Origin of the sequence: Oceanicella sp. SM1341 (genome assembly GCF_003448965.1) — a bacterium.
Classification (GTDB): Bacteria; Pseudomonadota; Alphaproteobacteria; order Rhodobacterales; family Rhodobacteraceae; genus Paroceanicella.
Genome location: NZ_QRGC01000017.1, coordinates 66026 through 79720 on the forward strand (window position 1 = coordinate 66026; position 13695 = coordinate 79720).

Sequence of the window (13695 nt, forward strand, 5' to 3'; positions counted from 1 at the left end):
ACCCACTTCATCCTCGACTCCTCAACGCTTTCCTTGATCGGATCGCATTTTCTTGTGAGCACCGAAGGCCGGTCCGGCCCCTTGCACATTCACTCTCTGTACAGGTTTTTACTCTACCGTGACCGATTTTGCCAGATTCCGTGGCTGATCCACGTCGGTGCCCTTGGCCATGGCACTATAATACGCAATCAGCTGCGCGGGAACAGCATAAACCAAAGGTGCGATAAAGGGATGCATGTCCGGCATCACCAGCGTCGCCCAGGCGTCGTTGCCCGCGACTCGCGCCCCCTCCCGGTCGGTCACCAGCACGATGCGGCCGCCGCGTGCCATCACCTCCTGCATGTTGGAGACGGTCTTCTCGAACAGCGCGTCACGCGGGGCGAGCACGATCACCGGCACGTCCTCGTCGATGAGCGCGATGGGCCCGTGCTTCAGCTCGCCGCTCGCGTAGCCCTCGGCGTGGATGTAGCTCAGCTCCTTGAGCTTCAGCGCGCCCTCGAGCGCCAGCGGGTACATCGCGCCGCGGCCGAGGAACAGCACGTCGCGCGCCCGGGCGAGCTCCATCGAGAAGGGGGCGATGTGCTCCTCCACGTTCAGCGCCCGCGCCAGCGCGCCGGGGGCGGCGGAGAGGGCGCGCACCAGCTCCTGCTCGGCCGCGGCATCAAGCGTGCCGCGCTGCCGGCCGGCGAGGATCGCGAGGCTCGCGAGCACGGTGAGCTGGCAGGTGAATGCCTTGGTGGAGGCGACCGAGATCTCCGCCCCCGCGAGGATCGGCAGCGCCACGTCGCTCTCGCGCGCGATCGAGCTCTCGGGCACGTTCACCACCGCCACCGCCTGCCCCACCCGGGAGCGGGCGTGGCGCAGCGCGGCCAGCGTGTCGGCCGTCTCGCCGGACTGGGAGACGAAGATCGCCACCTCGCGGCCCGTGAGCACCGGGTCGCGGTAGCGGAACTCGGAGGCGATATCGATCTCCACCGGCACACGGGCCACCTGCTCGAACCAGTATTTCGCCACGTGGCAGGCGTAGTGCCCGGTGCCGCAGGCCACCAGCACGATGCGGTCTGCGGCGGCGAAATCCACCTGCATCGCCGCCTCGGCCACCATGTTGCGCGCCTGGTCGATGTAATGGCCCAGCGCATAGGCCACCACGGTGGGCTGCTCGTGGATCTCCTTGGCCATGAAATGCTTGTGGTTGCCCTTGTCGACCAGCACCGTGTCGATGGAGACGGTCTTGAGCGGCCGCTCCACCCGGTGCCCGGCGGCATCGTGGATCACCGCGCCCGAGCGGCGGATCACGGCGTAATCCCCCTCCTCGAGGTAGGTGATGCGGTTGGTCATCGGCGCCAGCGCCAGCGCGTCGGAGCCCACGTACATCTCGCCGTCGCCGTGGCCGATCGCGAGCGGCGAGCCGGCGCGGGCCGCCACCATCAGGTCCTCCTCGCCCTCGAAGAGGAAGCACAGCGCGAAGGCCCCCTCCAGCCGCGAGAGCGTGGCCGCGGCGGCCTCCTCGGGCGAGAGCCCGCGGTCGATGTAATGGGCGGCGAGCTGGGCCACCACCTCGGTGTCGGTCTCCGAGGCGAAGCGGCGGCCCTCGGCGGCCAGCGCGTCGCGGATCTCGCGGAAGTTCTCGATGATGCCGTTGTGGACCACCGCCACCGAGCCGGCCCGGTGGGGGTGGGCGTTGATCTCGGTGGGCGCGCCATGGGTGGCCCAGCGGGTGTGGCCGATGCCCGAATGGCCGCGGATGGGCGACTGCACCAGCAGGTCCGACAGGGCGGCGAGCTTGCCCACCGCGCGGCGGCTCTCCATGTGGCCGTGGTTCAGCGTGGCGATGCCGGCGCTGTCATAGCCGCGGTATTCCAGCCGCTTGAGCGCGTCGAGGATGATGGGAGCAACCTCGTGGTTGCCGAGGATTCCGACGATGCCGCACATGTTCAGCCCTGCCCCTTGCCCGATTTGCCCGCCTTCATCGCCTTCAGACGCTCGCGCAGGCGCAGCGCGAGGCCCGGCTTGTTCTCCTGCCGCGCGCGGCCCAGCGCCAGCGCGCCCGGGGCCACGTTCGACGTGATCACCGATCCGGCGGCCACGAAGGCGTCATCCCCCACGCCCACCGGCGCCACCAGCACGCCGTTGGAGCCGATGAAGGCCCGCGCGCCGATGCGGGTGCGGTGCTTCATCACCCCGTCGTAGTTGCAGGTGATGGTGCCGGCGCCGAGGTTTGCCGCCTCGCCCACCGTGGCGTCGCCCACGTAGGCGAGGTGGTTCACCTTCGCGCCCGCATCGATCTGCGATTCCTTGATCTCGACGAAATTGCCGATGCGCACATCCGGGCCCAGCTCCGCGCCGGGCCGCAGCCGCGCATAGGGGCCCACCTGCGCGCCGGAGGAGACATGGCAGCCCTCGAGATGACAGAAGGGCCGGATCTCGGCACCGTTCTCGATGGTCACGCCGGGGCCGAACACCACGTTCTGCCCGATCACCGTGTCGGCGCCGATCATCGTGTCACGCGCGAAGAACACCGTCTCCGGCGCGGTGAGGGTGACGCCCGCCTCCATCATCTCCCGGCGCCTGCCGGCCTGGAAGGCGGCCTCGGCGGCGGCGAGGTCGAGGCGCGAGTTCACGCCCATGGTCTCGGCTTCCGCGCAGGTCACCACCCCGGCCCGCGCCCCGGCGCCGCGCGCCAGCGCCACGAGATCGGTGAGGTAGTACTCGCCCTTGGCATTGTCGTTGCCCACCCGGGGCAGCAGCGAGCGCAGCAGGCCCGCCTCCACGCACATCACCCCGGAATTGCACAGGGTGAGGGCGCGGGTGGCCTCGTCGGCGTCGCGCTCCTCCACGATGGCGGCGAGGCTGCCCTCGTCGAGCACCAGCCGGCCGTAGCCCGCGGGCTCCGCCGCCTCGAAGCCCAGCACCACGAGGCCGGCGCCCGCTTCGCGCTCGGTGCGCATCGCCTCCAGCGTCTCGGGGCGGATGAAGGGCGTGTCGCCGTAGAGCACGAAGACGTCGCCCTCCAGCCCCTCGAGGTCCGGCAGGGCCTGCAGCACCGCGTGCCCGGTGCCCAGCTGCTCGGCCTGGCGGGCGAAGCGCGCCTCCGGGGCCACGGCCTGCGCGGCGGCCTCCACCTGCGCTGCCCCGTGCCCGGTGATCACCACCGTCACCTCCGGCTCCAGCGAGGCGGCCGTCGCCAGCACATGCGCCAGCATCGGCTCGCCCGCCACGCGGTGCAGAACTTTCGGCATTTCGGACATCATCCGGCTTCCCAGCCCCGCGGCCAGGATCACGACTGCACTCGACATTTGACCTCACATCTCTTTTGAGGCGTTCTACCAGCCCGGACGGCGCCTGCAAATCGGTGACCGCTTCATAAATGGTTACCAATCATTGCCAAGGACAGACCCCATGCGCAGCGCCGTGTTCGACCTCGACGGAACCCTTGCCGATACCGCCGCCGACCTGATCGCCGCCGCGAACCATTGCCTCGCCCCCTACGACGTGGCGCTCGACCCCGCGGCCGACGCCGCCACCGCCTTCCACGGCGGCCGGGCGATGCTGCGCCTCGGCTTCTCGCGGCTGGGCGCGGTGGACGAGCTGGCGGTGGACCGGCTCTACCCCGAGCTCCTCGCCTTCTACGGCGCGAACATCTGCCGCCACACCACGCTCTACCCCGGCGTGACCGAAACCCTCGACACCCTCGTCGCGGCCGGCTGGCGGCTCGGCGTGTGCACCAACAAGCCCGAGGGCCTTGCCCGCACCCTGCTCACCGAGCTCGGCCTCATCGACCGGTTCATCGCCCTGATCGGCGCCGACACGCTGCCGGTGCGCAAGCCCGACCCCGCGCCGCTCTTCGAGACCATCGCCCGGCTCGGCGGCACGCCTGCGCGCACGGCCATGATCGGCGACACGCTGACCGACCGTGACACCGCCCGCGCCGCCGGCGTGCCCGCCATCCTGGTGACCTTCGGCCCCGAGGGAGAGAGCGTCGCGCGCCATGCGCCGGAAGCGCTGATGGCAGGCTACGACGAGCTTCCGGGGCTGCTGGAAAAAATCATCCCTGCCCCCCGTCACGAATCCGCTTGACCACCCCGCCGACCCCCCTTATACCCCGCGCCACCGGGACGTTAGCTCAGTTGGTAGAGCACAGTGTTCACATCGCTGGGGTCAGTGGTTCGAGCCCACTACGTCCCACCATCATCCGGTACATCGCGCTGAAATCGCTCGCCCTTGCGGCTTGAGCGTTTCGCGTGCGCGCGGCTCCGCCGCGGGCGCTGCGGTTCACTTCTTCACCGTTACGTCTGGAACCGGCCGCCCGGTGCACTACCTCAGTGGGAAGAGTGTGCACAGCAGAGGCCGACCATGACCAAGCGCTCCCTCCAGACCGGCGCGATGGCGCTGACCCTCTCCGCGCTGGCCGGCATGGCCGAGGCAGACGGCGCGTTCGACCACAGCTTCCCCGCCCTTTCCGGCGGTGAGATCCGCATGGCGGATTTCGCCGGAAAGGCGGTGCTGGTGGTCAACACGGCCTCGATGTGCGGCTACACGTACCAGTACCAGGGCCTGCAGGACCTCGCAGACCGGTATGGCGCGCGGGGATTCGTCGTGCTCGGCGTCCCGTCGGACGATTTCCGCCAGGAGTTCACCACTTCCGAGGAGGTGAAGGACTTCTGCGAGGTGAATTTCTCCATCACCTTCCCGATGACCGAGATCGAGCATGTCACCGGCGATGAGGCGCACCCGTTCTATCGCTGGGCCGCCGGCGAAGGCGGCAGCGCGGCGGTGCCGCGCTGGAATTTCCACAAGCTGCTCATCGCCCCGGACGGCACGCTGGCCGCCACCTTCCCCACCCGCATGAAGCCGGAAGACCCCGAGATGATCGCCGGGATCGAGGCGGTGCTGCCGGGCAGCTGACTAGCCGCGCACCGTCACCGGCTCCTCGGCCGGCGCCGCCTCGCCCAGGCCGGGCAGGAAGAGCTCCTCTCCCTCCTGCTCCGCGAGCCCAGGGCCGGCCAGGATGCAACGGCGGATGGCGAAGGCCTCACGCCAGGGGAGCACACGCGCGGTGCTCATCAGGAAGCGCGGCTCCCATTCCGGGCGGAAGCCCTGCTTGAAGCGCTGCAGCCCGCGCAACCCGGACAGCCGATCATGCTCCCAGAAGCGCGCGGCGAGCCGCTCGAGCAGCCGGTCCGCCCCGGGCTCGGCCCCGGCGAGCGGGGCCATGCACAGGCTGAAGCGCGTCGCGCCGGCCGCCCGCGCCGCCTCGATGCCGGCGCAGACGAGCGCATGCATGCTGCCCGAGGGTGCGTCCGCGGCGAGCCGCATCACGTCGAGCCCCCATTCCCGACCATCTCCGGAAGACCAGAGCGAGAGGAACCCCACGGTCTCCTCGCCGCAGCGCGCCTCCAGCACCGGGAAGCCCGCGAGGTAGGCGGGGTCGAACCGCCCCATGGAGAAGCCGGTCTCGCGGCCGCGCGCGGCCTGCCAGGCCTCCGCGATCGACCGCATCCGCGCCATCGGCGCACGGCCCGGCGCATGCAGGCTGACGACGACACCGGCACGCTCGGCCTGTCCCAGCTTGCGGCGCAGCTCGCGCCGCGCAGCACCCGCGGTAGAGAACTCCGGCACGGCGACCACCGCCTCCGCGCCCAGCCGGTCGGCCCGCAGCCCGGCATCGGCGAGATGGGCGGCAAAGCCCGCGCCGCAACGATAGAAGGCCGGGCGCAGCATGCGCCCGCGCGCCTCGGCGAGCACGCTGGCGGCAAGCCGGGGCCAGGCCGCTTCGGCCCCCACCGGGTCCCCCATCATCACCAGGCAGCCGGCGCTCTCGCGCAGCATGGCGAAGGCTTCGCCGCAGGGCGACAGCAGGAATTCCTTGTCGCCCGCGCGGGCGAGCCCGGCCTCGGCCTGGCGCGACTGCGCGAGGGCGGGCCAGAGCGGCGCCGGCACCTGCCCCACCCGCGCCGGCGGGAGGCGCCGCGCGGCGGCAGGACGGGGCTCACGGCGCGGGGCGGCGCAGAACTCGGCATGGCCGAAGAGGCCGAGACCGAGCAGGAAGGGCAGCCCGTGATAGACCACGCGATAGAGCAGAAGCGCCGCGGCGAGATCGGCCTGGGGCAGGTGCGGCAGCGCGGTGAACATCGCGAGCTCGAAGGCCCCGATCCCCCCCGGCGCATTCGACACCATGCCCGCCGCCATCGCCACGGTGAAGAGCGCGAGGAAGCCGGCCAGTTCCGGCGCGCCGGGCAGGAGCAGCCAGAGCACCATGCCGGCCGGCACCACGTCGAGCGCGGCCAGCAGCACCTGCATGGCCAGCAGCCGCGGCGGCGGCAGGCGCAGCTCGCGCCCCGCGATGCGCAGGCGCGGCTGCAGCATGGCCAGCAGCCCCAGCGGCAGCAGCGCCGCCAGCCCGCAGGCCCCGATCATCGAGAGCTGCTCCGGGGCAAGGCCGGAGAGGCCGGCCAGAGCCTCCGGGTCCGCCACCGCCAGCACCGCCATCACGCCGCCCATGCCGAAGAAGAAGCCGAGGCAAACCAGCATGCTCAGCGCGCCGGCCTCCGCCGCGCCCAGGGCGTGGCGCCGGTGCATCCGCCAGCGCACCAGCGCGCCGGTGATCATGCCGAAGCCGAGCCCCTGCGAGAGCGCCGCCGCAGCCAGGCCCGCGCGCATCGCCGCACCGCGCGGCAGCGAGATGCGCAGCTGGCGCAGCGCCACCAGGTCGTAGCAGGCCATGGCGAGATAGCTCGGCACCGCGAGCGCCACTGCCAGCAGCAATGTCTCTGCCGTCACCTCGCGCAGGCGGGACATCACGTCCGCCGCGCGGATGGCGGCCAGCTCTCCGCCCAGCATCCAGAGCGACAGGCCCACGAGCCCGACCATCGCCGCGGCGCGCAGCATCCAACCCCGGCGCGCCACCGCACCTTCGACCCGGCGCGCAACCGCGCCCTCGACATGAGCCATTCGCTCCCTCCCCGTGGAAAAATCTCGCAACCCCGCGAGGAGGGATAGGCCAGAACACTTGCGGAGCGGTTAATGCGGCCGGTCGTTTCCGCGTCCGAAACGGCAGGGTCACGCTCCGGGCGCTTGCGAAACCCCGCGCGGCCCTCCATATCCCGTCGGCCCGGAAGATTTCCGGCGTTCACTCAATTTTCAGGACACACATGATGACATCCAGGAACCGCAGGGTCTGGACGGTCGCCGCGCTGGCAACGGCCTGGGCGGCGGTCACCGTCACCTCGGCAGTGCTCAGCCTCGCGGCCGGCTGAGCCACCAGCGCGAATCCTTGCCCTTTCGCGGCTTTGGTCATATAGACCGCGCTTTGACGGGGGCGGCAACGCCCCTGCCTCCACACGAGCCGGAGTTGACGATGGCCCGCCGCAGAATGGTTTACGAGGGCAAGGCGAAGATCCTCTACGAAGGCCCCGAACCCGGGACCCTCATTCAGTATTTCAAGGACGATGCCACCGCCGGGAACGGCGCGAAGAAGGACGTGGTCGAGGGCAAGGGGGTGCTGAACAACCGCATCTCCGAGCACGTGATGACCGGCCTGAACGCCATCGGCGTGCCCACGCATTTCATCCGCCGGCTCAACATGCGCGAGCAGCTCGTCCGCGCGGTGGAGATGATCCCGCTCGAGATCGTGGTGCGCAACGTGGCCGCCGGCTCGCTGTCCACCCGGCTCGGCATCGAGGAGGGCACGCCCCTCCCCCGCCCGATCATCGAGTTCTACCTCAAGGACGACGCCCTGGGCGACCCGATGGTCACCGAGGAGCACATCATCGCGTTCAACTGGGCCGCCCAGCAGGACATCGACGACATCATCTCGCTTGCACTGCGTGTTAACGACTTCATGTCAGGCATGATGATGGGCGTCGGCATCCGGCTCATCGACTTCAAGATCGAGATCGGCCGGCACTGGGAGGGGGATTTCCACCGTCTCGTCATCGCCGACGAGATCAGCCCCGACAGCTGCCGCCTGTGGGACGTGAAATCGGGCGACAAGCTCGACAAGGACGTGTTCCGCCGCGACCTCGGCTCCATTGCCGACACCTATTCCGAGGTGGCCCAGCGGCTCGGCATCATGCCTCGCCCGGGTGAGCGCACCGAGGGCAAGCGCGGCCCGAAGCTGGTCCACTGAGGCCCCGCCGGGGCGCCGCCCATCCGCCGGCGCGCCGGCACGAGATCAAGGCGCCCGGAGGGCGCTTCCGACCAGGCGCCCAAAGGGCGCATCCGACCCAGACGCCCCGAGGGCGCATCCGAACCGCGCCGCCGGCGCGGCCCCAAGATCGAACGGAGACGACACGCATGCATGCCCGCGTTCACATCACCCTCAAGCCCGGTGTCCTCGATCCGCAGGGAGAAGCGGTGCGCCACGCGCTCGGCGCCATCGGTTTCAACGGCGTCAACGGCGTGCGCCAGGGCAAGGTGATCGACCTCGACCTGCACGGCATCGAACCCGCCCAGGCCGAGGAGCAGGTGCGCCAGATGTGCGAGAAACTGCTCGCCAATACCGTGATCGAGAACTACACGGTGGAAATTCTCTGACACCCCATCCCGGGTCGTCAGCATCGCTGCACAGTGAGCCGGGCCCGGCGGGGGCCCCGGCCTGACAGACCGGCCCGTTCACGCGCCGACCGTCCCGGCGCTTCTGGAGAGTGACCATGAAAACCGCCGTCATCGTGTTCCCCGGCTCCAACTGCGACCGCGACCTCGCCCGTGCCTTCGAGCGCGTCTCCGGCCGTCCCAGCACCATGGTCTGGCACAAGGAAACCGCCCTGCCCTCCGGGCTCGACGTGGTGGCCCTGCCGGGCGGCTTCTCCTTCGGGGATTACCTGCGCTGCGGCGCCATCGCCGCGCGCTCGCCGATCATGCGCGCCGTGGCCGAGTTCGCGCAGGGCGGCGGCCACGTGCTGGGCATCTGCAACGGCTTCCAGGTGCTGCTCGAGACCGGGCTGCTGCCCGGTGCCCTGCTCCGCAACGCCGGGCTCAACTTCGTGTGCCGCGACGTGCACCTGAACGTCGAGACCACCGACAGTCCCTTCACCAACGCCTGGCACAACGGCGGCGTGGCCCGCATCCCCGTCGCCCACCATGACGGCAACTACCTCGTCGACGATTCGCTGCTCGACCGCCTGCACGGCGAATCCCGCGTCGCCTTCACCTATTGCGACGCGCTCGGCAACGTGACGGACGAGGCGAACCCCAACGGCTCGGTGAGCAACATCGCCGGCGTGCTCTCGCCCAACCGCCGGGTGCTGGGCATGATGCCCCACCCCGAACGCCTGTGCGACCCCGCCCTTGGCGGCTCCGACGGCGCGAAAGTGTTCGAAAGCCTGCTCGGCGCCCTCGCCCCGGCCTGATCCGCGCGCCGCGGCCCGGCACCACACGAGCCCGCCCCGCGCTGCCGCCGGGCGGGCCGTCGACGGCCCGAGGGGGCTCGATGCCCCCGACGGGACGTCCGCCCCCCGCGGGCCGCTCAGTACCAGAGCGTGCGCGCCGACTGGTCCATGTTCGCGTAGAGCCCGGCCACTTCCTCGCCATAGCCGTTGAAGAGCTGCGTCGGCACCTGGTCGCCGGTGCCCAGCACGCGCTCCTGCGCCTGGCTCCAGCGCGGGTGCGGCACCTCCGGGTTCACATTGGCCCAGAAGCCGTATTCCGAGCTCTGCAGGTCCTGCCAGAAGCTCTGCGGCTGCTCGTCGGTGAAGCTGATCCGCACCACCGATTTCACCGACTTGAAGCCGAATTTCCACGGCAGGTGCAGCCGCAGCGGTGCGCCCATCGTCTTCGGCAGGTCCTTGCCATAGGCCCCCACCACCATGAAGGCGAGCGGGTTCATCGCCTCCTCGATGGTCAGCCCCTCCACGTAGGGCCAGGGATACCAGGTCTGCCGCTGGCCGGGCGCGATCTCGGGGTTCTTGAAGGTCTCCATCCGCACGTATTTCGCATCCGAACCCGGGCCCGCCATGCCCACCAGCTCGGAGAGCGGGAAACCGATCCAGGGCACCACCATCGACCAGGCCTCCACGCAGCGGTGCCGCACGATGCGTTCCTCCAGCGGCATGCGCTTGAGCAGGTCCTCCATGCCGATCTCCATCGGCGTGTCCACCATGCCGTCGATCTTCACCGTCCAGGGGTCGGTCTCGAGCGCGTCCACCTCGCGGTAGACCGATTTCGACATGCTGAACTCGTAGAAATTGTTGTAGGTCGTGTTGATCGCCTCGTCCGTCACCGGCCGTCCGGCATCGGCGAAGGCCGGGTTCATCTGCGGCTCGGGCGAGAAGCCGGAGGCGGCAGAGGCCAGCCGCGGCAGCGCGCTGCTCAGCCCGATCCCCGCCATCCCGGCCAGGATGGCCCGGCGGTTCAGGAAAACGGATTCGGGCGTGACCTCGCGCTCGGGAATGATCCAGCGGGGCTTGCGGTGATAGTGCATCGGGCGTTTCTCCTCGGCTCGGGTGCGCACACCCCCCTCAAGCATGCATCCTAGGCCGGAAGCCCCGCGCACATCCAATCAAAGGCGCTTGAGCCCGCCGTGGCCGCACCATATCCTCTGCCGATGACCCCACAAAGCCCCATGACCAGGGACGCCATCGCTGCGCGGCGCGGATCGCTCCTGCGCAGGGGTCTCGCCGTGCTCGGCATCACCATCGTGGCGCTGCTGATCTGGGCCAGCCACAACTACCTCACCACCTTCTACTCCGAGGACCTGCGCAACCGCGCCAACGTGCGCGCCGCCATCTACAACGGCTCGCTGCTCAACGTGCTGGAGCGCCACCAGCTCATCCCGTCCGTCCTCGCGCGTGACCGCACCCTCACCGACGCGCTGATGAAGGGGCAATACGCGATGACCTCGGCCCGGCTCATCGACATCAACGACGAGCTGAAGGCCCGCAACCTGCTGCTCTTCGACGCCACGGGCCGCATCGTCGCCTCCTCCGACCGCCGGCTGCTCGGTACCTCCCGCGCCGACCGGCCGTATTTCCGCGAGGCCGCGCGCGAGAACACCACCATCTTCACCACCACCGGCGTGGCCGAGCGCGAGCTGGGCTTCTTCTTCGCCCATGCCGTGCGCTCGGGCGGCCAGCTGCTCGGCGTCATCGCGGTGCAGGTGAACCTGGGCGAGCTCGAGGCCTCCTGGGCGCGCGACACCGGCCGCGTCTTCGTCACCAATGCCGAGGACGTTGTCATCCTCTCCTCCCACCCGGACTGGCGCTACAAGCTGCTCTCGCCCCTGCTGGAGGAGGCGCGCATGGCCGCCCTGCGCTCGCGCCAGCTCGGCGGGCTCGAGATCCTGCCGATGGACTGGACCGGCACCGGCCGCCAGGTGCGCATCGGCGGCGCGACCTACCTGCGCCGCGACGTCTCCATCGGCTTCCGCGGCTGGACGCTCAACTACCTCGCCCCGCTCGACGACGTGCGCGCCCGGGTGAACGCGGTGATCGCGCTCGAGATCATGGCCGTCGCCCTGCTGGTGGCGCTGATCTTCTGGATCCGCTCCAAGCAGGCCTGGCGGCGCTTCCTGCGGCTCGAGCGCGAATCCGCCGAGCTGCGCGACCTCAACCGCCGCCTGTCGGACGAGATCCTCGAGCGCCGCCGCGTCGAGCAGACGCTGGCGCGCACAGAGCAGAGCCTGGTGCAGGCCTCCAAGCTCGCCGCCCTCGGCCAGATGTCGGCCGCGGTGAGCCATGAGCTCAACCAGCCCCTCGCCGCCATGCGCACCTACATCGCCGGCGCCCGCCTGCTCATCGAGCGCGGCCGCATGCCCGAGGCGCATTCCTCCATCCAGCGCATCGACGACCTGATCGGCCGCATGGCCATGCTCACCCGGCAGCTCAAGTCCTTCGCGCGCAAGGGCGAGGACGAGATCCGCCCGCTCGACCTGCGCGACGCGATCAAGGGCGCGCTCTCGGTGATGTCGCCCCAGCTCGGCCAGGTGCGGGTGGAGCTCGTCACCGACATGCCCTCCACCCCGGTGATGACCCGGGGCGACCAGCTGCGCATCGAGCAGATCCTGGTGAACCTGCTGCGCAACGCCCTCGACGCCCTGCGCGCCCAGGATGACCGGCGCATCGAGGTCACCCTCGTGCCCGGCCCCCTGCCCACCATCCGCGTGTCCGACAACGGCCCCGGCCTGCCGAAGGAACCGGATGCCCTGTTCGAGCCTTTTTTCACCACCAAGCGCCCCGGCGAGGGGCTCGGTCTCGGGCTGGCCATTTCCGCGGGCATCGCGCAGGATCTCGGCGGAGAGCTCACGGCCCGGAACCTCGCGCGGGGCGGAGCGTGTTTCGAGCTCACGCTCCCCGCCTTGCAGAAACTGGATACGGCAGCAGAATGATCCCCCTTCCCCCTACCCCCGTCGCCATCGTCGATGACGAGGAGGACATGCGTGCCTCCATCGCCCAGTGGATGGAGCTCTCCGGCTTCATCCCCGCCCCCTTCGAGAACGGCCTCGCGGCGCTCGACGCCATCGGCGCCGATTTCTCCGGCGTGGTCATCACCGATGTCCGCATGCCCGAGATGGACGGCATGGCCCTGCTCGGCCGCCTGCTGGAGCGCGACCCCGATCTGCCGGTGATCCTGATCACCGGCCACGGCGACGTGCCCATGGCGGTGGAGGCGATGCGCGTCGGCGCCTACGACTTCCTCGAGAAGCCCTTCAACCCCGACCGGCTGACCGACCTGGTGCGCCGCGCCGCCGAGGCCCGCCGCCTGGTGCTGGAAAACCGCGCCCTGCGCCGCGAGCGCGCCGACGGCTCGGCCCTGCTGCGCCAGATCGCCGGCGAGAGCCCGGTCATCCGCCGCCTGCGCGAGGACATCCTCGACGGCGCCGCCACCGGCGCCAACGTGCTCATCCAGGGCGAGACCGGCACCGGCAAGACGCTGATCGCCCGCGCCCTGCACGGCTGCTCGCCCAGCGCCGAGGGCCCGTTCATCACCCTCAACTGCGCCGCCCTGCCGGAGGACGCGCCCATCGCCGCCCTGCATGACCGGCTGGTGGCGGCGCGCGGCGGCACGCTGTTCCTCGACGAGGTGACCGCCCTGCCGCCCGCCCTGCAGCCCCACCTCGTCGACGCGCTGCACGACACCTCCACCGGGGCGCCGCGCATCATCTCCGCCGCCCCCGAGGGCACCGACGAGGCCATCGCCGACGGCAGGCTGCGCAAGGATCTCTACTTCCGCCTCGCCGCGATGGAGCTGGTGGCGCCGCCGCTGCGCGACCGGGGCGAGGACATCCTGCTGCTGTTCGACCTCTTCGCCCAGTCGCTCGCCGCCGAGCATGACGCGACACCCCCCGCCCTCTCGGCCGATGATGCCGCCACGCTGCTGCAGTTCCCCTGGCCCGGCAACGTGCGCCAGCTGCGCAACCTCGCCGAGCGCGCGGTGCTGCGCGCCAAGCGCGGCCCGGTGATCCTCGCCGAGCTGCTCGACCCCGTCGCCCCCTCCGGCACCGAGCAGCTGCCGCAGGACCTGCGCCCCCTGAAGGACCACGTCGAGGCCTTCGAGCGCATGATGATCCGCAACGCCCTGCGCCGGCATCGCGGCTCGATCACCGAGGTGATGGAGGAGCTGGCGCTGCCGCGCCGCACCCTCAACGAGAAGATGGCCCGCTACGCCATCTCGCGCTCCGACTTCGTCTGACCCGGACCCTGCCGGCCAGCCCCCGCGCCGGGCGCGCTGCAGGCAAAAAAAAAGTCGCCGCAACCCTGG

General features: G+C 70.5%; 12 protein-coding genes and 1 tRNA gene. 8 read left to right on the forward strand and 5 right to left on the reverse strand.

Going from position 1 to position 13695, the window contains the following annotated elements:
- Positions 1 to 108: 108 nt before the first annotated feature.
- Both glmS and glmU read right to left on the reverse strand, forming a co-directional pair.
- Positions 109 to 1932 (reverse strand): glutamine--fructose-6-phosphate transaminase (isomerizing), encoded by a 1824-nt coding sequence (gene glmS / locus D3P35_RS15765; protein WP_118135705.1) that lies wholly within the window; start codon positions 1930 to 1932, stop codon positions 109 to 111.
- 2 nt (positions 1933 to 1934) lie between these two features.
- A complete protein-coding gene (gene glmU / locus D3P35_RS15770) occupies positions 1935 to 3296 on the reverse strand; it encodes a bifunctional UDP-N-acetylglucosamine diphosphorylase/glucosamine-1-phosphate N-acetyltransferase GlmU (protein WP_118135706.1) in 1362 nt (453 codons plus the stop codon).
- Between the two features lie 103 nt (positions 3297 to 3399).
- Here glmU and D3P35_RS15775 point away from each other — a divergent pair, with 103 nt between their 5' ends.
- The 3 genes from D3P35_RS15775 to D3P35_RS15785 all read left to right on the forward strand — a co-directional run bounded on the left by D3P35_RS15775 (position 3400) and on the right by D3P35_RS15785 (position 4905).
- Positions 3400 to 4077, forward strand: coding sequence for an HAD-IA family hydrolase (locus D3P35_RS15775; protein WP_118135707.1), 678 nt, complete (start codon positions 3400 to 3402; stop codon positions 4075 to 4077).
- 35 nt (positions 4078 to 4112) lie between these two features.
- Positions 4113 to 4188, forward strand: a tRNA-Val gene (locus tag D3P35_RS15780).
- A 165-nt stretch (positions 4189 to 4353) separates the two neighbouring features.
- Positions 4354 to 4905 (forward strand): glutathione peroxidase, encoded by a 552-nt coding sequence (locus D3P35_RS15785; protein ID WP_118135708.1) that lies wholly within the window; start codon positions 4354 to 4356, stop codon positions 4903 to 4905.
- Here D3P35_RS15785 and D3P35_RS15790 read toward each other — a convergent pair whose 3' ends face one another.
- Both D3P35_RS15790 and D3P35_RS26210 read right to left on the reverse strand, forming a co-directional pair.
- Positions 4906 to 6951: a bifunctional lysylphosphatidylglycerol flippase/synthetase MprF gene (locus tag D3P35_RS15790; protein WP_118135709.1), complete on the reverse strand. Its 2046-nt coding sequence runs from the start codon at positions 6949 to 6951 to the stop codon at positions 4906 to 4908. It abuts the gene before it with no gap.
- 178 nt (positions 6952 to 7129) lie between these two features.
- Positions 7130 to 7297 carry a hypothetical protein gene (locus tag D3P35_RS26210; protein ID WP_157982172.1) on the reverse strand — a complete coding sequence of 56 codons (168 nt, stop codon included), beginning with the start codon at positions 7295 to 7297 and terminating at the stop codon, positions 7130 to 7132.
- 60 nt (positions 7298 to 7357) lie between these two features.
- Here D3P35_RS26210 and purC point away from each other — a divergent pair, with 60 nt between their 5' ends.
- From purC to purQ, 3 genes are all read left to right on the forward strand, one after another.
- The gene (gene purC, locus D3P35_RS15795; protein WP_118135710.1) at positions 7358 to 8128 is read left to right on the forward strand and encodes a phosphoribosylaminoimidazolesuccinocarboxamide synthase; all 771 of its coding nucleotides are present in this window, start codon (positions 7358 to 7360) and stop codon (positions 8126 to 8128) included.
- Positions 8129 to 8295: 167 nt separating this feature from the next.
- Positions 8296 to 8535 (forward strand): phosphoribosylformylglycinamidine synthase subunit PurS, encoded by a 240-nt coding sequence (purS, locus tag D3P35_RS15800; RefSeq protein ID WP_118135711.1) that lies wholly within the window; start codon positions 8296 to 8298, stop codon positions 8533 to 8535.
- A 116-nt stretch (positions 8536 to 8651) separates the two neighbouring features.
- Positions 8652 to 9350 carry a phosphoribosylformylglycinamidine synthase subunit PurQ gene (gene purQ / locus D3P35_RS15805; protein ID WP_118135712.1) on the forward strand — a complete coding sequence of 233 codons (699 nt, stop codon included), beginning with the start codon at positions 8652 to 8654 and terminating at the stop codon, positions 9348 to 9350.
- Positions 9351 to 9466: 116 nt separating this feature from the next.
- Here purQ and msrP read toward each other — a convergent pair whose 3' ends face one another.
- Positions 9467 to 10420, reverse strand: coding sequence for a protein-methionine-sulfoxide reductase catalytic subunit MsrP (msrP, locus tag D3P35_RS15810; RefSeq protein ID WP_118135713.1), 954 nt, complete (start codon positions 10418 to 10420; stop codon positions 9467 to 9469).
- Between the two features lie 141 nt (positions 10421 to 10561).
- Between msrP and D3P35_RS15815 the strand changes: the two genes are divergently transcribed.
- Together D3P35_RS15815 and D3P35_RS15820 are read left to right on the forward strand one after the other, a co-directional pair.
- Positions 10562 to 12322, forward strand: a complete 1761-nt coding sequence (locus D3P35_RS15815) for an ATP-binding protein (RefSeq protein ID WP_198670647.1) — start codon at positions 10562 to 10564, stop codon at positions 12320 to 12322.
- Entirely contained in the window at positions 12319 to 13626 is a 1308-nt protein-coding gene (locus D3P35_RS15820) for a sigma-54 dependent transcriptional regulator (protein ID WP_118135715.1), read from the forward strand. The genes D3P35_RS15815 and D3P35_RS15820 overlap by 4 nt, the downstream gene beginning before the upstream one ends.
- Positions 13627 to 13695: the final 69 nt, after the last annotated feature.

Excerpts from the sequence above, each read along its gene's own strand:
- D3P35_RS15775 (WP_118135707.1), top strand. The coding sequence starts at position 3,400 with ATGCGCAGCGCCGTGTTCGACCTCGACGGAACCCTTGCCGATACCGCC.
- D3P35_RS15790 (WP_118135709.1), bottom strand. The coding sequence starts at position 6,951 with ATGGCTCATGTCGAGGGCGCGGTTGCGCGCCGGGTCGAAGGTGCGGTG.
- D3P35_RS15820 (WP_118135715.1), top strand. The coding sequence starts at position 12,319 with ATGATCCCCCTTCCCCCTACCCCCGTCGCCATCGTCGATGACGAGGAG.
- glmS (WP_118135705.1), bottom strand. The coding sequence starts at position 1,932 with ATGTGCGGCATCGTCGGAATCCTCGGCAACCACGAGGTTGCTCCCATC.
- glmU (WP_118135706.1), bottom strand. The coding sequence starts at position 3,296 with ATGTCGAGTGCAGTCGTGATCCTGGCCGCGGGGCTGGGAAGCCGGATG.
- purS (WP_118135711.1), top strand. The coding sequence starts at position 8,296 with ATGCATGCCCGCGTTCACATCACCCTCAAGCCCGGTGTCCTCGATCCG.
- purC (WP_118135710.1), top strand. The coding sequence starts at position 7,358 with ATGGCCCGCCGCAGAATGGTTTACGAGGGCAAGGCGAAGATCCTCTAC.
- msrP (WP_118135713.1), bottom strand. The coding sequence starts at position 10,420 with ATGCACTATCACCGCAAGCCCCGCTGGATCATTCCCGAGCGCGAGGTC.
- D3P35_RS15785 (WP_118135708.1), top strand. The coding sequence starts at position 4,354 with ATGACCAAGCGCTCCCTCCAGACCGGCGCGATGGCGCTGACCCTCTCC.
- D3P35_RS15815 (WP_198670647.1), top strand. The coding sequence starts at position 10,562 with ATGACCAGGGACGCCATCGCTGCGCGGCGCGGATCGCTCCTGCGCAGG.
- purQ (WP_118135712.1), top strand. The coding sequence starts at position 8,652 with ATGAAAACCGCCGTCATCGTGTTCCCCGGCTCCAACTGCGACCGCGAC.
- D3P35_RS26210 (WP_157982172.1), bottom strand. The coding sequence starts at position 7,297 with ATGACCAAAGCCGCGAAAGGGCAAGGATTCGCGCTGGTGGCTCAGCCG.